This window comes from Pseudomonas palleroniana (assembly GCF_022836895.1).
GTDB lineage: Bacteria > Pseudomonadota > Gammaproteobacteria > Pseudomonadales > Pseudomonadaceae > Aquipseudomonas > Aquipseudomonas palleroniana.
The window spans coordinates 5,680,689-5,703,760 of record NZ_CP092411.1 but is presented as its reverse complement, the minus strand read 5'-3'; the positions used below and the strand labels follow the sequence as shown (position 1 = coordinate 5,703,760).

Genomic DNA, 23,072 nt, shown 5'->3' with positions numbered 1-23,072 from the left:
CCATGAGTGAAGAGATTCTGATCAATATCACGCCGATGGAATCGCGCGTGGCGGTGGTAGAGAACGGTGTTCTGCAAGAAGTGCATGTCGAGCGCACCCAGAAGCGCGGGATCGTCGGCAATATCTATAAAGGCAAAGTGGTGCGCGTGTTACCGGGGATGCAGGCAGCGTTCGTCGATATCGGCCTGGACCGTGCTGCGTTTATCCATGCCTCGGAAATTTCCCTGCGTGAAGGCCCGGCGGTGGAAAGCATCAGTGCTCTGGTGCATGAAGGGCAGAGCCTGGTCGTGCAAGTCACCAAGGACCCCATCGGCTCCAAGGGCGCACGCCTGACCACCCAGCTATCGATTCCATCACGCTACCTGGTGTACATGCCCCGTACTGCCCATGTCGGCATCTCGCTGAAAATCGAAGACGAAGCCGAGCGTGAGCGCCTGAAAAAGGTCGTCAGTGATTGTGTGGCCGCTGAGGGCATCAAGGAAGCGGGTGGTTTTATCCTGCGCACGGCCGCTGAAGGCGCCGGCGCGGATGAGATCCTGATGGACATCCGTTACCTGCGGCGTTTGTGGGACCAGATAGGCGCGCAGATCAAGACCGTTGGCGCACCGAGCGTCATCTATGAAGACCTGGGCCTGGCGCTGCGCACCCTGCGCGACCTGGTCAGCCCAAAGATAGAGAAAATTCGCATCGACTCGCGGGAAACCTTCCAGCGCACCACGCAGTTTGTTGCCGAACTGATGCCGGAAATTGCCGATCGCCTGGAACACTACCCTGGCGAACGTCCAATCTTTGACCTGTATGGCGTCGAAGATGAAATTCAGAAAGCCCTGGAGCGCAAGGTGCCACTCAAGTCCGGAGGCTATCTTGTGGTAGACCCGGCAGAAGCCATGACCACCATCGACGTGAATACGGGCGCGTTCGTAGGGCACCGCAACCTGGAAGAAACCATCTTCAAGACCAACCTCGAAGCGGCTACGGCGATTGCCCGCCAACTGCGCCTGCGCAACCTCGGTGGCATCATCATCATCGACTTCATCGACATGGAAGACGAAGAGCACCAGCGTCAGGTGTTGCGCACGCTGGAGAAGCAACTGGAGCGCGATCACGCCAAGACCAATATCATTGGTATCACCGAGCTTGGCCTGGTGCAGATGACCCGCAAGCGTACCCGTGAAAGCCTTGAGCAGGTGCTGTGCGAGCCTTGCAGCAGTTGCCAGGGGCGCGGCAAGTTGAAGACCCCAGAAACGGTTTGCTACGAGATTTTCCGGGAAATCTTACGGGAGGCGCGAGCCTACCAGGCCGAAGGCTATAGAGTGCTCGCCAACCAGAAAGTGGTCGATCGATTGCTGGATGAGGAGTCCGGTAACGTCGCGGAGCTGGAAGGTTTTATCGGGCGCACCATCCGTTTTCAGGTTGAAACCATGTATTCCCAGGAACAATACGACGTGGTGCTGCTCTGATCCCCATTCGCTTTCTTTCCGTGAGACCGGCAGGCCATGATCTGCCGTCCGCCAACTGCCTTGAGGGTCGCCTGACATGGAGCGTCTGATACGCTTTTTTGCCGCTTTGACCCGTTGGGGCCTGGGCCTCTGTGCGCTGCTGCTGGTAATGGCGGCGGTATACGTGAGCCTGGGTCGTGAACTGACGCCGCTGGTGGCCGAATACCGTGCGCAAGTTGAGGCCAAGGCCCAGGCCGCGGTTGACATGCCCCTGCACATTGGCAGCCTCGAGGGGCGCTGGAGTGGCTTCGCCCCGGTATTGCTGGCCCACGACGTGATGGTCGGTGAGGGCAGCAGCGCCCTGCGCCTGGATCAGGTCGAAGTGGTGCCGGATATCTGGGCCAGCCTGATGGCCCTTGAAGTGCGCATCGCCCATCTGCAAGTCAGTGGGCTGCAATTGAGCGTCAAGGAAGACAAGGACGGTCACTGGGCCTTGCAAGGTCTGCCGGTACGGGATGAACAGCCACTGGACCCCGGGCAGTTGTTGACGCGCATGCAAATGGTCAAGCGCGTGTCGCTGTTGGATAGCCAGGTCACCCTCCAGCCGTTCGATCAGGCGCCGCTGACCATGACTTACGTCGGCTTGAGCCTGCACACCGGCATGACTCGGCAACGTTTGGATGCACGCTTGACGTTGCCTGACGGTCAACCGCTTGCCGTCAGCCTGCGCAGCCGCATTCGCGCCAGCCAATGGCAAGACGCAGAAGTCGAAGCCTATCTCAGCCTGCCCCAGAGCGACTGGGCCAAATGGATTCCCGCGAAGTTGACCCGGCAATGGAAGCTCACGCAGTTCCAGGCCGGCGGTGAGTTCTGGTTGAGCTGGGGCAAAGGTACTGTCCAAAGTGCTGCTGTGCGTCTCAATTCTGCGCAAGTGAAGGGCAGCTATGCCGATCGCAAGCCTGTGCATATCGAAAATCTGGCCCTGACCGCTTATCTGCAACGCAGTGATAGCGGCCTTAAGGTGCTGTTCGATTCGCTCGCGATGAACCTGGGCGATACCCGCTGGGAATCGCACATGCAATTGCAGCAAACCCTGGCCACGGACAAGGACCAGGAGGTCTGGAAGCTCCAGGCCGATCGCCTCGATCTGACGCCTATCACCCCCTTGTTGAATGCCTTGGCGCCGTTGCCGGAAGGCTTCGCCAAGACCCTGGAGCATCTGAAGGCCACGGGGGTACTGCGTAATGTACTGGTGGATCTGCGCCCCCAGGACACCACCGACCAGAAAGTCAGCTTCGCCGCCAACCTTGAGCGCATCGGCTTTGATGCTTATTTCGGTGCGCCGGCCGCGCGTAACGTGTCCGGTAGTATCAGCGGCGACCTGGGCCATGGCGAATTGCGCATGGACAGCAAGGACTTTTCCCTGCATCTGGACCCGATCTTCGCCAAGCCTTGGCAGTACATCCAGGCCAATGCGCGACTGACCTGGAAGCTGGATAAAGAAGGCTTCACCCTGATAGCGCCTTACATCAAGGTGCTGGGCGAGGAAGGCAAAATCGCTGCCGACTTCCTGATTCGCCTGCATTTCGACCATAACCAGGAAGACTACATGGACCTGCGGGTCGGCATGGTTGATGGTGATGGTCGCTTCACCCCCAAGTATCTGCCCGCCGTACTCAGCCCGTCGCTGGATGAGTGGTTGCGCACAGCGATTCTCAAAGGGGCGGTTGACCAGGGTTTCTTCCAGTACCAGGGCTCGCTGAACCACGACGCGCTGCCGGCTTCGCGCAATATCAGCCTGTTCTTCAAGGTGCATGATGCCGAGTTGGCGTTCCAGCCGGGCTGGCCTCATGTGGGCAAGGTCGACGGTGAAGTGTTCGTCGAGGAGAGCGGTGTGCGTATTCTGGCCAGCAAGGGCCAGTTGCTCGACACCAAGGTCAAGGATGTCTATGTCAATATTCCCCACGCGCCTGCCGGCCAGGACAGTCACCTGCTGCTGACCGGAGGGTTTGCCGGTGGCCTGGGTGATGGTCTGAAAATCCTTCAGGAAGCGCCGATAGGCACAGCCTCGACCTTCGCCGGTTGGAAAGGCGAGGGCGATCTGCAAGGCAGCCTGGACCTGGATGTTCCGTTGGCCAAGGGGACCGACCCCAAGATCGTGGTGGACTTCAAGACCGACAAGGCCCGCCTGCAACTGGCCGAGCCGCCACTGGACCTGACCCAGCTCAAGGGTGACTTCCGCTTCGACAGCGCCAAGGGCCTGAGCGGCCAGAACATTTCGGCGCAGGCGTTCGACCGTCCCATCACTGCGCAGATTGTTGCTGATGGCAAGCCCGGCAATATCAGCACCCGCGTGACCGCCAAAGGCCAGGTCACGGTGAAGCGTCTGACGGATTGGTTGAAGATCAGCCAGCCATTACCGGTTTCCGGCGACATACCTTACCAACTGCAGCTGACCCTGGATGGCGCTGACAGCCAACTCATGGTCAGCTCCAATATGAAGGGCGTTGCAGTAGATTTGCCCGCCCCCTTTGGCATGCCTGCCAGCCAGGGGCGTGACAGCGTCTTTCGCATGACTTTGCAAGGTGCCGAGCGCCGCTATTGGTTCAGTTACGGCGAGTTGGCGAGTTTCACCTTTGCGGCGCCACCCGACAAGCTCAATGACGGTCGTGGCGAGTTGTTCCTCGGCGATGGCAACGCGTTATTGCCCGGGAACAAAGGCCTGCGCATTCGCGGGGTGCTGTCGGAACTGGATATCGACCCATGGAAAAAACTGGTTAACCGTTACGCGGGCAACGATCCGGGCGGCAGTGCCAAGCAACTGCTCAGTGGTGCCGATTTCAAGGTGGGCAAGCTGACCGGCCTTGGCTCCCAGTTGGATCAAGTCAGCCTGCAGCTCGACCGCAAGCCTGCTGCGTGGGGCTTGCAGCTCGACAGCCAGCAGGCCAAAGGCACGGTGAACCTGCCGGACGCCAAGGGCGCGCCGATTGCGATCAACCTGCAGTACGTGAAATTGCCTGCGGTGGACCCAACGGTACAGGCGGACGAAAACGCTCCTGACCCGCTGGCTGATATTGATCCCAAGGATATTCCGGCACTGGATATCGCCATCGATAAGCTGTTCCAGGGGCCGGACCTCGTGGGGGCCTGGTCGCTGAAGATCCGGCCGACCGCCAAGGGCCTGGCGTTTACCGACCTGGATCTGGGCCTCAAGGGCATGCTGCTCAAGGGCGCCGGTGGCTGGGAAGGTGCGCCAGGGGCCAGTTACAGTTGGTACAAAGGGCGCCTGGATGGCAAGAATATCGCCGATGTGCTGAAGGGCTGGGGCTTTGCGCCAACCGTGACCAGCGAGGACTTCCACCTGGACGTGGATGGCCGTTGGCCGGGTTCACCGGCGTGGGTCGGGCCCAAGCGCTTCTCCGGCAGCCTCGATGCCTCGTTCCGTAAAGGTCAGTTTGTGGAAGTGGAGGGCGGCGCCCAGGCGTTGCGGGTGTTCGGCCTGTTGAACTTCAACTCCATCGGTCGTCGTTTGCGCCTGGACTTCTCGGACCTGCTCGGCAAGGGCTTGAGCTATGACCGAGTCAAGGGGTTGCTGGCGGCCAGTGACGGAGTCTTCGTGACCCGTGAGCCGATCACCATGACCGGGCCGTCGACCAATCTGGAACTCAACGGCACCCTGGACCTGGTGGCTGACCGCGTGGACGCCAAGTTGCTGGTGACTTTGCCTGTGACCAACAACCTGCCCATTGCGGCGCTGATTGTCGGGGCGCCGGCCATTGGGGGGGCGTTGTTTCTGATCGACAAATTGATCGGTGACCGTGTTTCGCGCTTCGCCAGCGTGCAATACAAAGTGGAAGGGCCTTGGAAAGACCCGAAAATCACGTTCGACAAACCATTTGAAAAACCAAACTGAGAGACTGTGGAGTAGCATGGCCCTATGCCAATCATGGAGTGTGGGCCCATGTCCTTTGCGGTAATTCAAATGGTCAGCCAGAGCGATGTGCTGGCCAACCTGATCCAGGCCCGGCGCTTGCTGGAACAAGCGGCGATGGGCGGTGCGACGCTTGCCGTGCTGCCGGAAAACTTCGCGGCCATGGGGCGTCGTGATGTGGCCGATATCGGTCGCGCCGAGGCCTCGGGTGAAGGCCCGATCCTGCCGTGGTTGAAACAGACAGCCCGCGACCTCACCTTATGGATAGTGGCCGGTACATTGCCATTGCCACCCGAGGGCCAGCCGAATGCCAAGCCCAACGCCTGCTCGCTGCTGATCGACGATCAGGGCCAGATCGTCGCCCGTTACGACAAGCTGCACTTGTTCGATGTCGATGTCGCCGATGCCCGTGGTCGTTATCGGGAGTCTGACGACTATGCTTTCGGTGGCAAAGTGGTGGTGGCGGATACACCGGTGGGTCGACTGGGGCTGACCGTGTGTTATGACCTGCGTTTCCCCGAGCTGTACAGTGAGTTGCGCGCAGCGGGCGCAGAGCTGATCAGCGCACCCTCGGCTTTTACTGCGGTGACGGGAGCGGCGCATTGGGACGTATTGATTCGCGCACGCGCCATCGAGACCCAATGCTACGTGCTGGCGGCCGCACAAGGCGGCGTGCACCCCGGGCCGCGGGAAACCTTTGGACATGCGGCGATTATCGACCCTTGGGGGCGAGTGCTGGCACAACAGGATCAAGGCGAAGCGGTGTTGTTGGCCGAGCGCGATAGCAGTGAACAGGCGTCGATACGGGCGCGCATGCCGGTGGTGAACCATCGGCGCTTTTTCTCGCAGGGCGCCCAGCGGCCTGCTTCAGAATGATGAATTTAAGGCCAAACCTATGAGCGAGTTGTTGTCCTCAGTCAGTGAACACCTCCTGGCACCCGGTGGCGTGACCATCGAAAGCTTGCAAACCGTGCTGGGCGATCTGGCCGGGCCGGGCATCGACGCCGCCGACCTGTATTTCCAGGGGCAGATTTCCGAGTCGTGGGCTCTTGAAGACGGCATCGTCAAGGAAGGCAGCTTTAACCTGGACCAAGGGGTCGGCGTGCGCGCGCAATCGGGTGAGAAGACCGGTTTTGCCTACAGCAACGCAATCACCCTGGAAGCCCTGGGCCTGGCGGCCCGTGCGGCGCGTTCGATCTCTCGTGCCGGTCAAAACGGCACGGTACAGGCGTTCAGCACCCAGGATGTGGCGCAGCTCTACGCACCGGATAACCCTTTGGAAGTCATCAGTCGTGCAGAAAAGGTTGAGCTGCTCAAGCGTGTCGACGCGGCCACCCGAGCCCTGGACCCGCGCATTCAGCAGGTGACCGTGAGCATGGCCGGTGTGTGGGAGCGCGTCCTGGTGGCGTCCACCGATGGTGGGCTGGCGGCGGATGTGCGGCCGTTGGTACGTTTCAATGTCAGCGTGATCGTCGAGCAGAACGGCCGTCGCGAGCGCGGCGGCCATGGCGGCGGCGGGCGTACCGACTACCGCTATTTCCTGGCTGACGACCGTGCCATGGGCTACGCCCGGGAAGCGCTGCGCCAAGCATTGGTCAACCTGGAGGCCATTCCGGCACCAGCGGGGACTTTGCCGGTGGTACTGGGTTCGGGTTGGTCCGGGGTTTTGCTGCACGAAGCGGTGGGCCATGGGCTGGAAGGCGACTTCAACCGTAAGGGTAGCTCCGCCTACAGCGGACGCATGGGCGAGAGGGTGGCTTCCAAACTATGCACCATCGTCGATGACGGCACCCTGGCCGGCCGCCGTGGCTCGCTGAGTGTTGATGATGAAGGTACACCGACCGAGTGCACCACCCTGATCGAGAACGGCGTACTCAAAGGCTATATGCAAGACAAACTCAACGCGCGCCTGATGGGTGTGGCACGTACCGGCAACGGCCGCCGCGAATCCTATGCGCACCTGCCGATGCCGCGCATGACCAATACCTACATGCTGGGAGGCGAAAGCGACCCGGCGGAAATCATCGCTTCGGTGAAACGCGGGATCTACTGCGCCAACCTTGGCGGCGGCCAGGTGGATATCACCAGCGGCAAGTTTGTGTTTTCCACCAGCGAGGCGTATCTGATCGAGGACGGCAAGATTACCGCGCCGGTCAAGGGGGCGACGTTGATTGGTAACGGGCCGGAGGCCATGAGCAAGGTGTCGATGGTCGGTAATGACCTGTCGCTGGACAGTGGCGTTGGTACGTGCGGGAAGGACGGGCAGTCGGTGCCGGTGGGTGTCGGCCAGCCAACGCTGAAAATTGATGCGATTACCGTCGGGGGTACGGGGTCGTAAGCCGGGGAGCTTCGGGTGGCGAAGGTCGCCACCCGGGGAAGAGGATCAGCGCAGGCCGCGCTGCGTCTCGTCCAGCTCACGGATGTACTTGAAGATTTTACGGCTGGTGGCCGGCGCCTTGTTGTGCGCCAGTTCGTGTTGGGCCTGACGGATCAGGGAACGCAGTTGCTGGCGATCCGCTTCCGGGTAGTCCACCACGAATTTCTCCAGCACGGCGTCGTCGCCCGATATCAGGCGGTCACGCCAACGTTCCAGGTTATGGAAGCGTTCGTTGTACTGGCGAGTGGAGGCATCGGTTTGATCAAGCAAGGCCAGAATCGCGTCAGTATCCTGATCGCGCATCAGCCTGCCGATAAACGCGATATGCCGTTTACGCGCGATATTCGCGGTGTGCTTGGGCGCATCCGCCAGCGCCCGGCGCATTTCGTCGGTCAGTGGCAGCTTCGCAATCAAGTCTTTCTTGAGCGTTGTAAGGCGCTCGCCCAAGTCAACCAGAGCATGCAGCTCGCGTTTGACCTGGGATTTGCTTTTCTCCCCATCGAGGGAGTCGTCGTAAGAATCAACCATGGTGGCAGTCCGCAAAGAAACGCCGCCATGATAACCAGTCGGGGGCCGCTTGTCCGGCCCGGTCGCTCGATGGCCTTAACCGAAAGCAGAATTTGAGTGGAGAAAACCATGAGTGCAGCCCAAAGCGTCGGTCCGCAAGCTTTACCGGCACTGCAGGAACAAGTCGAGCAGATCCTTGCCGAGGCCAAGCGCCAGGGGGCCAGCGCCTGTGAGGTGGCGGTGTCGCTGGAGCAAGGGCTGTCTACGTCGGTGCGTCAGCGCGAAGTGGAAACCGTCGAGTTCAACCGCGACCAGGGTTTTGGTATTACTTTGTATGTGGGGCAACGCAAGGGCTCGGCCAGCACGTCGGCCAGCGGCCCGGAGGCGATTCGCGAGACCGTCGCGGCTGCCTTGGCCATCGCCAAGCACACCTCTGAAGATGAAAGCTCGGGGTTGGCCGACAAAGCGTTGATGGCTAAGGACTTGAAGGATTTCGACCTGTTCCATGCCTGGGATATCACGCCTGAGCAAGCGATCGAGCAGGCGCTGAAGTGCGAAGCGGCTGCGTTTGACGCTGATGCCCGCATCAAGAACGCCGATGGCACCACCTTGAGTACGCATCAGGGCTGCCGCGTTTACGGTAACAGCCACGGTTTTATCGGTGGTTACGCGTCCACCCGTCATAGTTTGAGCTGCGTGATGATCGCCGAAGCCAATGGCCAGATGCAGCGTGATTACTGGTACGACGTGAATCGCCAGGGCGATCTGCTGGCGGACCCGGTCAGCATCGGCCAGCGCGCTGCACAACGCGCCGCCAGCCGCCTGGGTGCGCGCCCGGTGCCCACCTGTGAAGTGCCGGTGCTGTTTTCGGCGGAACTGGCTGGGGGGTTGTTCAGCAGTTTCCTGGGGGCGATTTCCGGCGGCAACCTGTACCGCAAGTCCTCGTTCCTTGAAGGCGCAATCGGCCAGAAGTTGTTCCCTGAGTGGATGACCATCGACGAGCGCCCTCACCTGATGCGTGCCATGGGCAGTTCGGCGTTCGACGGTGATGGCCTGGCGACGTATGCCAAGCCGTTTGTCGAGAAGGGCGAGCTGGTGTCCTACGTGCTGGGCACTTACGCCGGGCGCAAGCTTGGCTTGCCGAGTACTGCCAACTCCGGTGGCGTGCATAACCTCTTTGTGACTCACGGTGCCGAAGACCAGGCTGCCTTGCTGCGTCGTATGGGCCGGGGCCTGCTGGTGACCGAGTTGATGGGCCATGGTTTGAATATGGTGACGGGTGATTACTCTCGAGGCGCGGCGGGTTTCTGGGTGGAAAACGGTGAGATTCAGTTTGCCGTCCAGGAAGTGACCATTGCCGGCAATATGCGTGACATGTTCAAGCAGATCGTGGCAGTGGGTAATGACTTGGAGCTGCGCAGCAACATTCGCACGGGGTCGGTACTGATCGAGCGGATGACCGTCGCCGGCAGCTGATCACACAGCGCTTCATAAAAAAGCACGCCATCCCGAAGATGGCGTGCTTTTTTTTGGCTATGTAAAAGTCGAACTGAATTTCTCGTCTTGTTTTGATTCTTAATATCATTTAATAATGAATATCATTATCGAGCGAGTGTAGATCATGAGTTCTGTCCTGCATGAGGATCCGTACCTGGAAAGCTGGCGCTGGATGAGCCGTCAGATCCGCTGCGGCCTTGATCCCAATGAGCCTCGCCTGATCGAACATTACCTCAACGAAGGCCGATACCTGGCGTGCTGCACTGCGACCCATCCGTGGACGATCGCCGAAACCTCATTCCGTCTCTTGATCGACACCGCCAGTGATATCGCCTTGCCATGGCACTGGCGATCCCTGTGCCTGGATCAGGCATGGCGCCCATTGCGTGACCTGGAAAAACTCTCCCGCTGCGCCTGCCGCCTCAAGCGCTGGCAGACCTTTGCCTGGCAGTTGGCGACCTGCCAATTGCTGCCATCACTTTCTCACTCTGACCTGGTGCAAGGATCTAACGATGAGTAACACCCGTATCGAACGCGACAGCATGGGCGAACTTCAAGTACCTGCCGACGCGCTGTATGGCGCGCAGACCCAGCGCGCGGTGAACAATTTCCCAATCAGTCACCAGCGCATGCCGGCGCAATTCATTCGAGCCTTGATCCTGGCCAAGGTGGCTGCCGCCAAGGTCAATGTCGACCTCAAACAGATCAGCGAAGCACAGGGCAAGGCCATCGTCGATGCCGCCCAAGGCTTGCTCGAAGGTGATTTCATGCCGCACTTCCCGGTGGATATCTTCCAGACCGGGTCCGGCACCAGTTCCAACATGAATGCCAATGAAGTGATTGCAACTCTGGCCACCCGCTTGCTCGGTGAGGTAGTCAACCCCAACGATCATGTCAACTGCGGCCAGAGCAGCAACGACATCATCCCGACCACTATCCATGTCAGCGCCGCGTTGGTGCTGCATGAGCAAACGTTGCCAGCCCTGCTGCATCTGGTTCAGGTGATCGAGCAAAAGGCCGAAGCCGTCCATCCCTTCATCAAGACCGGCCGCACCCACCTGATGGACGCCATGCCGGTGCGCATGAGCCAGGTGCTCAACGGCTGGGCGCAGCAACTCAAGGCCAATATCGGGCATTTGCAGGACTTGCTGCCAAGCTTGCAGGCCCTGGCTCAAGGAGGCACGGCTGTCGGCACCGGGATCAACGCACACCCGGAGTTCGCTGCACGTTTCAGCCAGCAACTGAGTGGTTTGACCGGCGTGAAATTCACGCCAGGCAAGAACCTGTTTGCCCTGATCGGCTCCCAGGACACTGCCGTCGCCGTTTCCGGTCAATTGAAAGCCACCGCCGTCTCACTGATGAAAATCGCCAACGACCTGCGCTGGATGAACTCCGGTCCCCTCGCCGGGCTTGGCGAAATCGAGCTGGAAGGGCTGCAGCCGGGCTCCTCGATCATGCCGGGCAAGGTCAACCCGGTGATCCCGGAGGCGACCGCCATGGTGGCCGCGCAAGTGATTGGCAATGACTCGGTGATTACCGTCGCCGGCCAGTCGGGCAACTTCGAGCTGAACGTGATGCTGCCGATCATCGCCCAGAACCTGCTCAGCAGCCTTGAATTGCTGGCCAATTCCAGCCGATTGCTGGCGGACAAGGCTATCGCCAGCTTCAAGGTCAATGAGGCCAAGCTCAAGGAAGCGCTGTCGCGCAATCCGATCCTGGTCACCGCGCTCAACCCGATCATTGGTTACCAGAAGGCCGCCGAAATCGCCAAAAAAGCCTATCAACAAGGGCGACCGGTGATTGACGTAGCCCTTGAACACACTGACTTGCCCCGTAGTCAGCTGGAAATGCTGCTGGACCCGGTAAAACTCACGGCCGGCGGCGTGTAATCAACGACTCTGCTTTGGAGGCTCACCATGGAGCACTGGAAACGCACGATCGAACGCGCCAATCGCTGCTTTATGCAGGGTGAGTTGGTCGACGCCCGCGAGGCCTATTTGCAAGCGCTGGCCCTGGCTCAAGTGCTGTTTGAGCGCTGGGCGGATGCCGAAGAAGCAGTGGCGGCCTGCGTCATTTCCCATCACAACCTGGCGGACCTGCACCTGCGCCTGAACCAGCCGGAAGAAAGCGCGGAATACCTCTGCGCCATTCACCAACGCCTGTTGCAGACCCTGCAGGATCCGCGTCTGAGCCCGCAGTTGCGCGAGGCGGCGCTGCGCCAGAGCAGCAAGACCTATGTCGAGTTGTTGAATTTCATCAGCGATCACGGTGAATACCCACGTACTCATCGCTTGTTGGGCGGCGCTGCGACGCAACCGGATGCGTCGACCCGCAACAACCCTTATTACGGAGCGCATTGATATGACCTACACCTTGCCTGCCTTGCCTTATGCCTACGATGCCCTCGAGCCGCATATCGATGCACAGACCATGGAAATTCACTACACCAAGCATCACCAGACTTATATCAACAACCTCAACGCGGCGGTTGACGGGACTGAGTTCGCGGGCTGGCCGGTAGAGAAACTGGTGTCCAGCGTCCAGCAATTGCCTGAAACACTGCGCGCGGCAGTGATCAATCAGGGCGGCGGTCATGCCAACCACTCGCTGTTCTGGGCAGTGATGTCACCCAAGGGCGGCGGCCAGCCCGAGGGCGTGCTGGGCCGGGCTATCGACGAGCAATTGGGCGGCTTTGAGCGTTTCAAGGAAGCCTTTACCAAAGCCGCGCTGACCCGTTTCGGCAGTGGCTGGGCCTGGCTCAGTATCACTCCAGGCAAGACCCTGGTGGTGGAGAGCAGCGGCAATCAGGACAGCCCGTTGATGAGCGGCAATACGCCGATCCTCGGGCTGGATGTCTGGGAGCACGCCTACTACCTGCAGTATCAGAACCGTCGCCCGGAATACATCAATGCCTTCTACAGCGTCATCAACTGGCCGGAAGTCGCCGCTCGTTATCAGGCTGCCTTGGCCTGACCCTCACCTCCCTAAAACAAGATCCAAGGGTGACCAATGGGCACTGAAACACTGACGATCGGCAGCGGGCGCCTGTTTCGCTATGCGTTTGGCTCGCTGCTGCTATTGGCAGGTACTGCGTTGCTGGTAGCCCATGGGCTGGCCTGGTTGGGCCTGGAACCACGCATTCTGCGTGCCCTGCAGGGCGGGGCGATCTGTGCGCTTGGCACGGCGTTGGGGGCGGTCCCGGTGCTGGTGATTCGGCGCATGCCGGTCGCGCTGAGCGATTCCCTGCTGGGATTTGGTGCGGGGGTGATGTTGGCGGCGACCGCGTTCTCGTTGGTCGTGCCGGGTATCTCTGCCGCCCAGAACCTCGGGTTATCGCCCTGGGGCGCGAGCGGATTGATCAGCTTCGGCATCATGCTGGGTGCTTTCTGGCTGTATCTGGTTGATCGCAAGGTTTCTGGTGCCAGCCCCGAAATATTGGTGGGGACACCGGACAAGCCGGTAATCCCGCCGCGTATCTGGCTATTTGTGTTCGCGATCATTGCCCACAACATTCCGGAAGGTATGGCGGTGGGCGTCTCCGCTGGGGGTGGCGTACCCGATGCCGACAGTTTGGCCATGGGCATTGCCCTGCAGGACGTGCCTGAAGGTCTGGTGATAGCGCTGGTATTAGCGGGGGCAGGGATGTCACGGTTCAAGGCATTCTTGATCGGTGCTGCATCCGGGTTGGTCGAGCCTGTCTTTGCCGTGCTTTGCGCATGGCTGGTAAGCCTGGCCGAGGTGCTGTTGCCATTGGGGATGGCGTTGGCCGCCGGTGCGATGTTGCTGGTGGTAACCCATGAAGTGATCCCCGAATCGAGGCGCAATGGTCACGAAAAGCTCGCCAGCCTGGGGCTGTGTATCGGGTTTTGCCTGATGATGGTCATGGATACTGCGTTGGGGTGAAGCCGTTTCAGCTCCACGCAGTTTTCAACGGGTGGGTTTACTCACCCTCATCAAAGTAGTTGTTGATCAACTTCACCAAGGCGTCCATCGCTTCCTGTTCCTGCTCGCCTTCCGTCTTCAGGTGGATCCGGGTGCCCTTGCCGGCAGCCAGCATCATCATGGCCATGATGCTTTTGCCATCGACCATCGATTCCGGGGTGCGGCCGGCGCGAATCTGACAGGGGAACTGCCCGGCAACGCCGACGAATTTGGCGGAAGCCCGGGCGTGCAAGCCGAGCTTGTTGATGATTTCAATTTCCAGAGCGGGCATCGCGGGGGTGTTCCTTTCAGCTAAGGTCGCGGTGGCGAACCTGGACGTTCTTGAGGGTGTGTTGCAAAACCTGGCCCAGTCGTTCGGTCAAATAGACAGAGCGGTGATGGCCGCCGGTGCAACCAATGGCAATCGTGACATAGGCCCGATTGCTCGCGGCGAAGCGCGGCAACCATTTGAGCAGGTAAGTAGAGATATCCTGGAACATATCCTCTACATCCGGCTGTGCTGCAAGGTAGTCGATAACGGGTTGATCCAGCCCGGACTGGTCGCGCAGCTCTGGCTTCCAGTAGGGGTTAGGCAAGCAGCGGACATCGAACACCAGGTCGGCATCCACCGGCATGCCGCGCTTGAAGCCGAACGACTCCACGAGAAACGCGGTGCCGGGCTCGGGCTGGTTCAACAGGCGCAGCTTGATCGCGTCGCGTAGTTGGTACAGGTTGAGGCTGGTGGTGTTGATCTTCAGGTCGGCGAGGTCAATGATTGGCCCCAGCAACGTGGTTTCGTCCTCAATGGCTTCAGCCAGAGATCGATGTGGGCTGCTGAGCGGATGACGTCGACGGGTTTCCGAGAAGCGTTTGAGCAGCGTCTCTTCGTCGGCATCCAGATACAGCACGTCGCAATGAATGTGCTTGGCGCGTACTTCCTCGAGCAACTCCGGGAAGCGGGAGAGGTGGCTGGGCAGGTTGCGGGCGTCAATCGATACGGCCACCAACGGCTGCGCCAGTTCGGTATGGATCAACGCACGTTCCGCCAATTCAGGCAGCAGACCGGCGGGTAAGTTGTCGATGCAATAAAAACCGCTGTCCTCAAGAACATTGAGAGCGGTGCTTTTACCTGAGCCGGAACGGCCGCTGACGATGATCAAACGCATGATTACTGCCCGTTTTGTTCATCCAGGACAACCTGATAGAGCGCCTCGTTGCTGCTGGCGCTGCGTAGTTTGTCGCGTACTTCCTTGCGGTCGAGCATGCTGGCGATCTGCCGAAGCAGTTCCAGGTGTGCGTCGGTGGCGGCCTGTGGGACCAGTAGCACGAACAGCAGGTCGACCGGGGCGCCGTCGATGGCGTCGAAATCGATGGGCGCTTCCAAGTGCAGCAGGGCGCTCACGGGCGCTTCACAACCTTTGAGGCGGCAGTGCGGAATGGCGATGCCATTGCCAAAACCGGTAGAGCCGAGTTTTTCACGGGCAACCAGCGCCTCGAAGACATCCTGCATCTCCAGATCCGGCACTTCGCGGCTGATCAGGTTGGCAATTTGTTCGAGGGCTTTTTTCTTGCTGCCGCCCGGCACGTTCACAAGGGAACGGCCGGGGGTCAGGATGGTTTCAAGTCGGATCATGGGAGGGGCGTTAGCGACCTGTACCTTGCATCAGGTGCAGATTCTTTTCCTTATGCTTTATGAGTTGGCGGTCGAGCTTGTCGTAGAGCGAGTCGATCGCCGCGTACATGTCTTCATGTTCCGCATTGGCGACGAGCTTGGCATTCGGTACGTGCAGGGTGGCCTCGATTTTCTGCTTGAGCTTATCGACCTCCATGATGACCTGCACGTTGGTGATCTTGTCAAAATGCCCCGCAAGCTTGTTCAGCTTGCTTTCGGTGTATTCACGCAGGGGTTTGGTGACTTCCAGCTGGTGTCCACTGATGTTGACTTGCATACAGCTTCTCCTTCGTTGCCAGTGCATAAAGCGGCAGGCCGGGGTGCCTGCCACTGGAACGCTGTGGCCCGCCCGTCACATCAAACGCTTACGCTCGCTGGAAGGCGCGATCCCGAGGGACTCGCGGTACTTGGCGACGGTTCGACGGGCGACCTGAATGCCTTGTGCCTCCAGTAAACCAGCGATCTTACTGTCACTCAATGGCTTTTTCTGATTTTCCGCGGCAACCAGTTTTTTGATGATCGCGCGGATTGCCGTGGACGAGCATTCGCCGCCTTCGGAGGTGCTGACGTGGCTTGAGAAAAAGTATTTCAACTCATAAATACCCCGGGGGGTATGCATGAATTTTTGCGTGGTTACCCGGGAGATCGTCGACTCGTGCATGCCCACTGCTTCGGCGATATCGTGCAGCACAAGCGGTTTCATCGCTTCGTCGCCATACTCCAGGAAGCCGCGCTGATGCTCGACGATCTGGGTGGCCACTTTCATCAGGGTTTCGTTGCGGCTTTGCAGGCTCTTGATGAACCAGCGGGCTTCCTGCAGTTGGTTGCGCATGAAGGTGTTGTCGGCGCTGGTGTCGGCGCGGCGCACAAAGCCTGCATATTGCGGGTTGACTCGCAGGCGCGGCACCGACTCCTGGTTCAGCTCGACGAGCCAGCGCTCATTGTCCTTGCGCACGATTACGTCGGGCACGACATACTCGGCTTCGCTGGACTCGATCTGTGAGCCTGGGCGCGGGTTGAGGCTCTGTACCAGCTCGATCACCTGGCGCAGGTCGTCTTCCTTGAGCTTCATGCGGCGCATCAACTGGCTGTAGTCGCGGCTGCCCAGCAGGTCGATATAGTCGGTCACCAGGCGCTGGGCTTCGACCAGCCAAGGGGTCTTGGCGGGCAGCTGGCGCAATTGCAACAGCAGGCATTCGCTGAGTGTACGGGCACCGATGCCGGCGGGCTCGAACTGCTGGATGCGGTGCAGGACGGCTTCGATTTCGTCCAGTTCGATGTCCAGTTCCGGGTCGAATGCCTCGAGGATTTCATCAAGGGTTTCGTCCAGGTAGCCCTGGTTGTTGATGCAGTCGATCAGTGTTACGGCGATCAGGCGGTCGGTGTCGGACATCGGCGCCAGGTTCAACTGCCACAACAGATGGCTTTGCAGGCTCTCGCCGGCGGACGTGCGGGTGGTGAAGTCCCACTCGTCATCGTCGCTGCTGGGCAGGCTGCTGGCGCTGGTCTGGTAGACGTCTTCCCAGGCGGTATCCACGGGAAGCTCGTTGGGGATGCGTTCGTTCCATTCGCCGTCCTCGAGGTTGTCCACCGTAGGGGCGGTTTCCTGATAGGAGGGTTCCTGCACGTCGGAGTTGGGTTTTTGCTCGATGTTGTCGGCCAGCGGGTCCGTATTATCGAAGTCGTCGCCGTCTTCCTGGCGTTCGAGCATCGGATTGGACTCCAGGGCCTCCTGGATTTCCTGTTGCAGGTCCAGGGTCGACAATTGGAGCAGGCGGATGGCCTGTTGCAGCTGCGGTGTCATCGTCAGCTGCTGGCCCATTCTCAGGACTAGCGATGGTTTCATGGCAGGGGCTTAACACCTTATTCGCCGGCGCATTGCGCCATCCACGACAGGGCGCGTGAGCGCCAAACATAAGCAAATTATATGCCTGATATCGGGGGCTTTGCCTAGAGCGCGGTAACAATAAAAAGCCTGAGGTTTTTATTGACTACCGCGCGCATTGGCAATAGCCGTGACACCGCGGTGTTTACAAGCGGAACTCGTGGCCCAGGTACACTTCCTTGACCAGTTCGTTGGCCAGAATGGTCGCGGAGTCACCTTCGGCGATCAGTTGGCCATCGTTGACGATATAGGCGGTTTCACAGATATCCAGCGTCTCGCGAACGTTGTGATCGGTGATCAGTACGCCGATGCCCTTGGCCTTGAGGTGGTGGATGATCTGTTTGATGTCGCCAACCGAGATCGGGTCGACGCCGGCAAAGGGTTCGTCCAGCAGGATGAACTTCGGTGCGGTGGCCAGGGCGCGGGCGATCTCCACTCGGCGACGCTCACCACCGGACAGGCTCATGCCGAGGTTGTCGCGAATGTGGTTGATGTGGAATTCCTGCAGCAGGCTTTCCAGCTCTTTGCGGCGGCCATCACGGTCGAGTTCCTTGCGGGTCTCCAGGATCGCCATGATGTTGTCGGCCACCGACAGTTTGCGGAAGATCGACGCTTCCTGCGGAAGATAGCCGATGCCGGCCCGAGCACGACCGTGCATGGGCTGGTGGCTGACATCCAGGTCGTCGATCAGCACGCGACCCTGATCCGCCTGGACCAGGCCGACGATCATATAGAAGCAAGTGGTCTTGCCGGCACCGTTGGGGCCGAGCAAACCGACGATCTGGCCACTGTCGATCGACAAGCTGACGTCGCGCACGACCTGACGGCTTTTATAGGCCTTGGCCAGATGCTGGGCTTTCAGGGTTGCCATTACTCGGCCTTCTTCTTCGGCTGGATAACCATGTCGACACGCGGACGAGGTGCGCTGACCTTGTTGCCATTGGCGCGACCGGCGTTGGCGATCTGTTTCACGGTGTCATAGGTGATTTTTTCACCTTCCGTGGAGTTGCCGTCGGTGCTGATCACTTTGGCCTGGTCGATCAAAATGATGCGGTTTTGCTGGGCGTGGTACTGGATGGTCTTGCCGTAGCCCTTCATCGGTCCCGGATCGGTCGCGGCTTGCTTCTGCTCGAAGTAAGCCAGGTTGCCCACCGAGGTCACCACGTCGATGTCGCCAGCGGGGGTGCGAGTGAGCGTCACCGTGTTGCCGGTGATTTTCATCGAGCCCTGGGTAATGATCACATCGCCCGTGTAGGTAGCAATGCCTTTCTTGTCGTCCAATTGGGCATCGTTGGCCTGGATGTGGATCGGTTGCTGGCTATCGTTCGGCAGAGCCCAGGCGCTCACGCTTCCCAGTGCTGCGCCCAGACCGAGCAAAATAGGGAGGGTTTTAACGAGCCTCATACTGTCCTCTTACGTTCGATAGCAGGTGTATCCTGCTTTCTTTCAAATACGCTTTCATTCCCTTGCCAGTCGATACACCGCCAGCGCCGTCGATTCTAACGTCTTGCTCGGTCTGCGCATATTGCTGTTGTGGGAATACGGTCATGCGACTGCTGGTGATGATGGTGTCGCGCTTCTGTTCGTCGGTGCGCGCAATGCGCACCGAATCGATCAACTCTACCTGGGTGCCGTCCGGGTTGACTTCGCCGCGCAGGCTCGTGACATGCCAAGGGAACTCGGTGCCACGGTACAGGTTCATGTCCGGGTTGGTCAGCAAAGTGACCTCGGACGCTTTCAAATGTTCGACCTTGTCCGCCGTCATCTCGTACTGCACCTTGCCGTCGGGCAGGAACTGCACGCTGTAGGCGTTGGTTGCGTAATAGTCGATAGCGCCTGCATCAACCTGCACGACAGGTTTGTCGAGGAAGCGCTCCGGGCTGATATTCCAGTAGCCCACCGCCAGGAAGATCGCGGCGATGACTCCGAATAACAGGAAGTTGCGAATCTTTTTGCTCAGCATAAAACGCTCTATAGGTAGGCGGCGTGGGCCGCTTCAAGACTGCCCTGGGCGCGCAGGATCAATTCGCAGAACTCGCGGGCGGCACCTTCACCGCCACGGGCAGTGGTGACGCCATGCGCGTGTTCACGCACAAAAGCTGCGGCGTTCGCGACGGCCATGCCCAGGCCCACCCGGCGAATGACCGGCAGGTCGGGCAGGTCATCGCCCAAGTAGGCGACCTGCTCATAGCTTAGGTTGAGTTGGCCAAGAAGCTCGTCCAGAACCACCAGTTTATCCTCACGGCCCTGATAGAGGTGAGGAATCCCCAGGTTTTGTGCGCGGCGTTCCACAACGGGTGTCTTTCGACCGCTGATAATCGCGGTTTGCACGCCCGCGGCCATCAACATTTTGATGCCTTGGCCATCAAGCGTGTTGAAAGTCTTGAATTCGCTGCCATCCTCGAGGAAATACAGGCGGCCATCGGTCAGCACGCCATCGACGTCGAAAATCGCCAGTTTGATGTTCTTTCCGCGTTGCAGCAGGTCGTCGGTCATTTACATCACTCCCGCACGCAGTAAGTCGTGCATGTTCAACGCGCCAATCGGGCGGTCGTCGCTGTCGACTACCACCAGCGCGCCGATCTTGTGGTCTTCCATGATCTTCAGGGCTTCGGCCGCGAGCATTTCCGGGCGGGCCGTCTTGCCGTGGGGCGTCATCACCGCATCGATGGTTGCGGTGTGGATATCAATGGTACGGTCCAGGGTTCGGCGCAGGTCGCCGTCGGTGAAGACTCCGGCCAGGCGTCCGTCGGTCTCCAGGATCACGGTCATGCCCAGGCCCTTGCGGGTCATCTCCATCAACGCGTCCTTGAGCAACGTGCCGCGTTGGACGTGGGGCAGTTCATCGCCGGCATGCATGACGTTTTCCACCTTCAGCAGCAGGCGACGGCCCAGGGCGCCGCCCGGGTGGGAGAACGCGAAGTCTTCAGCGGTAAAGCCGCGAGCCTCCAGCAGCGCTACGGCCAGGGCGTCGCCCATGACCAGGGCCGCGGTGGTCGAAGAGGTCGGAGCCAGGTTCAGTGGGCAGGCTTCATGGGCCACATGCACGTTCAAGTTGACTTCGGCAGCCTTGGCCAGCGTCGATTCCGGGTTGCCGGTGAGGCTGATCATCTTGATGCCCAGGCGCTTGATCAGCGGCAGCAAGGTCACGATTTCGTTGGTGGTGCCGGAGTTGGACAGCGCCAGGATGATGTCATCCTTGGTGATCATGCCCATGTCGCCATGGCTGGCTTCGGCCGGATGTACAAAAAACGCGGTGGTGCCGGTGCTTGCCAGTGTGGCGGCAATCTTGTTGCCGACATGGCCGGATTTGCCCATGCCGACCACGACAACGCGGCCCTTACTGGCCAGGATCATCTCGCAGGCACGCACGAAATCCGCGTCGATATGGGCCAGTAAACCTTCTACGGCTTCCAGTTCGAGGCGAATGGTACGTTGTGCGGATTGAATGAGGTCGCTGGATTGGCTCATGTCTGAAGTCGTATAGCCTGACGAAAAGTCGGCGATTATAGCGGTAATGATCAATTCCCTCACGCAAGTTCGTCAGGCTTTATTCGTTGAGCGCTTGAGATTCGTGCTCAGCAACGTTTTTTCCCTGTCGTGAATCTGAACAAGCGCTGTTCCGGCCTTGGGGGCGCTGTACCAGCAGTGATATAGTTCGCCGCCAGTTCGGTCCGCTCAGCCCATGTGGATAATTATTGCGCAGGCGTTGCTAACGAAAGTCGCATACCGGGTGTCTGAGTGAAAGGCTGCATCCCAAGGAGATTAGATGAGTGCCGATAACGCCTACGCGGTCGAGCTGAAGGGCCTTACCTTCAAGCGCGGGACGCGCAGCATCTTCAATAACGTCGATATTCGCATTCCCCGTGGCAAGGTCACGGGAATCATGGGGCCTTCCGGCTGTGGCAAAACCACCTTATTGCGCCTGATGGGCATGCAATTGCGCCCCAGTGCCGGTGAAGTGTGGGTCAATGGCCAGAACCTGCCGACGCTGTCGCGCAGCGATCTGTTCGATGCGCGCAAGCACATGGGGGTGCTGTTCCAGAGCGGCGCGCTGTTTACCGACCTCGATGTTTTCGAAAACGTAGCGTTTCCGCTGCGGGTGCATACCCAGCTGTCCGACGAGATGATCCGTGACATCGTGTTGTTGAAACTGCAGGCCGTTGGCCTTCGTGGTGCCATCGACCTGATGCCCGACGAGTTGTCCGGCGGCATGAAACGCCGTGTCGCCCTTGCGCGGGCTATTGCCCTCGACCCACAAATCCTCATGTATGACGAGCCTTTCGTCGGCCAGGACCCCATCGCCATGGGCGTGCTGGTACGCCTGATCCGCTTGCTCAATGATGCGCTGGGGATCACCAGCATCGTGGTGTCCCACGATCTGGCCGAGACCGCGAGCATCGCTGACTACCTCTATGTAGTGGGTGATGGCCAGGTGCTGGGGCAGGGTACGCCGGAGGAGCTGATGAATGCCGATAACCCGCGTATCCGCCAGTTCATGACCGGCGATCCCGATGGCCCGGTGCCTTTTCACTTTCCGGCAGCGGACTACCGCTCAGATCTTCTGGGGAAGCGCTGATGCGCAAGACATCTCTTATCGAGAAGGTTCGCCTTTTCGGCCGCTCAGGCATCGACATCGTCGAAGTGCTGGGTCGCTCGACTATTTTCCTGTTTCACGCCTTGCTCGGTCGCGGCGGCATCGGCGGCGGCTTTGGGTTGCTGGTCAAGCAGCTGCATGCGGTCGGCGTGATGTCCCTGGTGATCATCGTCGTCTCGGGCGTATTCATCGGCATGGTGCTGGCGTTGCAGGGCTTCAATATTCTTTCCAGCTACGGTTCGGAGCAGGCGGTAGGGCAGATGGTCGCCCTGACGCTGCTGCGTGAGCTTGGTCCGGTGGTCACCGCGTTGCTGTTCGCCGGGCGCGCCGGTTCGGCGCTGACTGCCGAGATCGGCAACATGAAGTCCACCGAGCAACTGTCCAGCCTGGAAATGATCGGCGTAGACCCGCTCAAATACATTGTTGCCCCGCGCCTGTGGGCCGGCTTCATTTCCCTTCCATTGCTGGCGATGATTTTCAGCGTGGTGGGTATCTGGGGCGGTTCTTGGGTGGCGGTGGACTGGCTGGGGGTCTATGACGGCTCCTACTGGGCCAACATGCAAAACAGCGTGACGTTCAGTGGCGATGTGCTCAACGGCATCATCAAGAGTATCGTTTTCGCCTTTGTAGTGACCTGGATCGCCGTATTCCAAGGCTACGACTGTGAACCCACCTCAGAAGGGATCAGTCGCGCCACCACCAAGACCGTTGTGTACGCCTCGCTGGCCGTACTGGGCCTTGACTTCATTTTGACCGCCTTGATGTTTGGAGATTTCTGATGCAAAACCGCACTGTGGAAATCGGTGTCGGCCTTTTCTTGCTGGCTGGCATCCTGGCTTTACTGTTGCTGGCGCTGCGCGTCAGCGGCCTTTCGGCCAGCCCCACCGCCGATACTTATAAACTTTACGCATACTTTGACAATATCGCCGGTTTGACGGTCAGAGCTAAAGTGACCATGGCCGGTGTGACCATCGGCAAGGTCACGGCAATCGATCTGGATCGCGACAGCTTCACCGGTCGAGTGACCATGCAAGTGGATAAGAAGGTAGATAATCTGCCGACGGACTCCACTGCATCTATCCTCACTGCGGGTCTGCTGGGCGAAAAATACATCGGTATCAGCGTGGGCGGGGAAACAGCCCTGCTCAAGGATGGTTCGACAATCCACGACACACAGTCGTCGTTGGTGCTTGAAGACCTGATCGGTAAATTCCTGCTCAATACGGTCAATAAAGACGCCAAATGA

24 protein-coding genes are annotated in these 23,072 nt (G+C 59.6%); 13 read left to right on the top strand and 11 right to left on the bottom strand.

Annotation, left to right across the window (positions count from 1 at the left end; translation table 11 throughout):
- Window positions 1-2 precede the first annotated feature (2 nt).
- From rng to tldD, 4 genes are all read left to right on the top strand, one after another.
- Window positions 3-1,460, top strand: a complete 1,458-nt coding sequence (gene rng / locus MJP36_RS25645; RefSeq protein ID WP_010567681.1) for a ribonuclease G — start codon at window positions 3-5, stop codon at window positions 1,458-1,460.
- 76 nt (window positions 1,461-1,536) lie between these two features.
- The gene (locus tag MJP36_RS25640; protein ID WP_244384330.1) at window positions 1,537-5,352 is read left to right on the top strand and encodes a YhdP family protein; all 3,816 of its coding nucleotides are present in this window, start codon (window positions 1,537-1,539) and stop codon (window positions 5,350-5,352) included.
- A gap of 48 nt (window positions 5,353-5,400) precedes the next feature.
- Window positions 5,401-6,246, top strand: coding sequence for a carbon-nitrogen hydrolase family protein (locus MJP36_RS25635; protein ID WP_244384329.1), 846 nt, complete (start codon window positions 5,401-5,403; stop codon window positions 6,244-6,246).
- Window positions 6,247-6,265: 19 nt separating this feature from the next.
- The gene (tldD, locus tag MJP36_RS25630; protein ID WP_060754936.1) at window positions 6,266-7,708 is read left to right on the top strand and encodes a metalloprotease TldD; all 1,443 of its coding nucleotides are present in this window, start codon (window positions 6,266-6,268) and stop codon (window positions 7,706-7,708) included.
- A 45-nt stretch (window positions 7,709-7,753) separates the two neighbouring features.
- Here tldD and yjgA read toward each other — a convergent pair whose 3' ends face one another.
- Entirely contained in the window at window positions 7,754-8,275 is a 522-nt protein-coding gene (gene yjgA, locus MJP36_RS25625; protein ID WP_060754937.1) for a ribosome biogenesis factor YjgA, read from the bottom strand.
- Window positions 8,276-8,383: 108 nt separating this feature from the next.
- Between yjgA and pmbA the strand changes: the two genes are divergently transcribed.
- The 6 genes from pmbA (at window position 8,384) to MJP36_RS25595 (ending at window position 13,654) form a co-directional block, all read left to right on the top strand.
- On the top strand, window positions 8,384-9,730 hold the full coding sequence (gene pmbA, locus MJP36_RS25620) for a metalloprotease PmbA (protein WP_060754938.1): 1,347 nt from the start codon (window positions 8,384-8,386) through the stop codon (window positions 9,728-9,730).
- Between the two features lie 145 nt (window positions 9,731-9,875).
- Complete coding sequence (locus MJP36_RS25615) at window positions 9,876-10,271, top strand: hypothetical protein (RefSeq protein WP_060754939.1); 396 nt, start codon at window positions 9,876-9,878, stop codon at window positions 10,269-10,271.
- Window positions 10,264-11,640 (top strand): class II fumarate hydratase, encoded by a 1,377-nt coding sequence (locus MJP36_RS25610; protein ID WP_244384327.1) that lies wholly within the window; start codon window positions 10,264-10,266, stop codon window positions 11,638-11,640. Before MJP36_RS25615 ends, MJP36_RS25610 begins: the two co-directional genes overlap by 8 nt.
- A 27-nt stretch (window positions 11,641-11,667) precedes the next feature.
- Window positions 11,668-12,111, top strand: coding sequence for a hypothetical protein (locus MJP36_RS25605; RefSeq protein ID WP_060754941.1), 444 nt, complete (start codon window positions 11,668-11,670; stop codon window positions 12,109-12,111).
- A gap of 1 nt (window position 12,112) precedes the next feature.
- The gene (locus MJP36_RS25600; RefSeq protein ID WP_244384326.1) at window positions 12,113-12,724 is read left to right on the top strand and encodes a superoxide dismutase; all 612 of its coding nucleotides are present in this window, start codon (window positions 12,113-12,115) and stop codon (window positions 12,722-12,724) included.
- 36 nt (window positions 12,725-12,760) lie between these two features.
- Window positions 12,761-13,654 carry a ZIP family metal transporter gene (locus tag MJP36_RS25595; protein ID WP_244384325.1) on the top strand — a complete coding sequence of 298 codons (894 nt, stop codon included), beginning with the start codon at window positions 12,761-12,763 and terminating at the stop codon, window positions 13,652-13,654.
- A gap of 37 nt (window positions 13,655-13,691) precedes the next feature.
- On the opposite strand, the gene MJP36_RS25590 is transcribed toward MJP36_RS25595, so the two are convergent.
- The 10 genes from MJP36_RS25590 to MJP36_RS25545 all read right to left on the bottom strand — a co-directional run bounded on the left by MJP36_RS25590 (window position 13,692) and on the right by MJP36_RS25545 (window position 20,700).
- A complete protein-coding gene (locus MJP36_RS25590; protein ID WP_060754944.1) occupies window positions 13,692-13,964 on the bottom strand; it encodes an HPr family phosphocarrier protein in 273 nt (90 codons plus the stop codon).
- 16 nt (window positions 13,965-13,980) lie between these two features.
- Window positions 13,981-14,838 carry an RNase adapter RapZ gene (rapZ, locus tag MJP36_RS25585; protein WP_244384324.1) on the bottom strand — a complete coding sequence of 286 codons (858 nt, stop codon included), beginning with the start codon at window positions 14,836-14,838 and terminating at the stop codon, window positions 13,981-13,983.
- A gap of 2 nt (window positions 14,839-14,840) precedes the next feature.
- Window positions 14,841-15,305, bottom strand: coding sequence for a PTS IIA-like nitrogen regulatory protein PtsN (gene ptsN, locus MJP36_RS25580; RefSeq protein WP_090366748.1), 465 nt, complete (start codon window positions 15,303-15,305; stop codon window positions 14,841-14,843).
- Between the two features lie 10 nt (window positions 15,306-15,315).
- On the bottom strand, window positions 15,316-15,621 hold the full coding sequence (hpf, locus tag MJP36_RS25575) for a ribosome hibernation-promoting factor, HPF/YfiA family (protein ID WP_003171804.1): 306 nt from the start codon (window positions 15,619-15,621) through the stop codon (window positions 15,316-15,318).
- Between the two features lie 75 nt (window positions 15,622-15,696).
- Window positions 15,697-17,190: an RNA polymerase factor sigma-54 gene (locus MJP36_RS25570; RefSeq protein WP_060754947.1), complete on the bottom strand. Its 1,494-nt coding sequence runs from the start codon at window positions 17,188-17,190 to the stop codon at window positions 15,697-15,699.
- Between the two features lie 184 nt (window positions 17,191-17,374).
- Window positions 17,375-18,100, bottom strand: coding sequence for an LPS export ABC transporter ATP-binding protein (gene lptB, locus MJP36_RS25565; protein WP_003171806.1), 726 nt, complete (start codon window positions 18,098-18,100; stop codon window positions 17,375-17,377).
- Complete coding sequence (gene lptA, locus MJP36_RS25560) at window positions 18,100-18,633, bottom strand: lipopolysaccharide transport periplasmic protein LptA (protein WP_244384323.1); 534 nt, start codon at window positions 18,631-18,633, stop codon at window positions 18,100-18,102. The genes lptB and lptA overlap by 1 nt, the downstream gene beginning before the upstream one ends.
- Window positions 18,620-19,192, bottom strand: a complete 573-nt coding sequence (gene lptC / locus MJP36_RS25555) for an LPS export ABC transporter periplasmic protein LptC (protein ID WP_060754949.1) — start codon at window positions 19,190-19,192, stop codon at window positions 18,620-18,622. The genes lptA and lptC overlap by 14 nt, the downstream gene beginning before the upstream one ends.
- An 8-nt stretch (window positions 19,193-19,200) precedes the next feature.
- Window positions 19,201-19,725: a KdsC family phosphatase gene (locus MJP36_RS25550; protein WP_090366741.1), complete on the bottom strand. Its 525-nt coding sequence runs from the start codon at window positions 19,723-19,725 to the stop codon at window positions 19,201-19,203.
- Window positions 19,726-20,700 carry a KpsF/GutQ family sugar-phosphate isomerase gene (locus tag MJP36_RS25545; RefSeq protein WP_060754951.1) on the bottom strand — a complete coding sequence of 325 codons (975 nt, stop codon included), beginning with the start codon at window positions 20,698-20,700 and terminating at the stop codon, window positions 19,726-19,728.
- 298 nt (window positions 20,701-20,998) lie between these two features.
- On the opposite strand from MJP36_RS25545, the gene MJP36_RS25540 reads away from it, so the two are divergent.
- From MJP36_RS25540 to mlaD, 3 genes are read left to right on the top strand one after another with little or no spacing between them, the layout of a single operon-like run.
- Entirely contained in the window at window positions 20,999-21,808 is an 810-nt protein-coding gene (locus tag MJP36_RS25540) for an ATP-binding cassette domain-containing protein (protein ID WP_003171811.1), read from the top strand.
- Window positions 21,808-22,605, top strand: coding sequence for a lipid asymmetry maintenance ABC transporter permease subunit MlaE (gene mlaE, locus MJP36_RS25535; protein WP_060754952.1), 798 nt, complete (start codon window positions 21,808-21,810; stop codon window positions 22,603-22,605). Before MJP36_RS25540 ends, mlaE begins: the two co-directional genes overlap by 1 nt.
- Window positions 22,605-23,072, top strand: a complete 468-nt coding sequence (mlaD, locus tag MJP36_RS25530) for an outer membrane lipid asymmetry maintenance protein MlaD (RefSeq protein ID WP_010170575.1) — start codon at window positions 22,605-22,607, stop codon at window positions 23,070-23,072. The genes mlaE and mlaD overlap by 1 nt, the downstream gene beginning before the upstream one ends.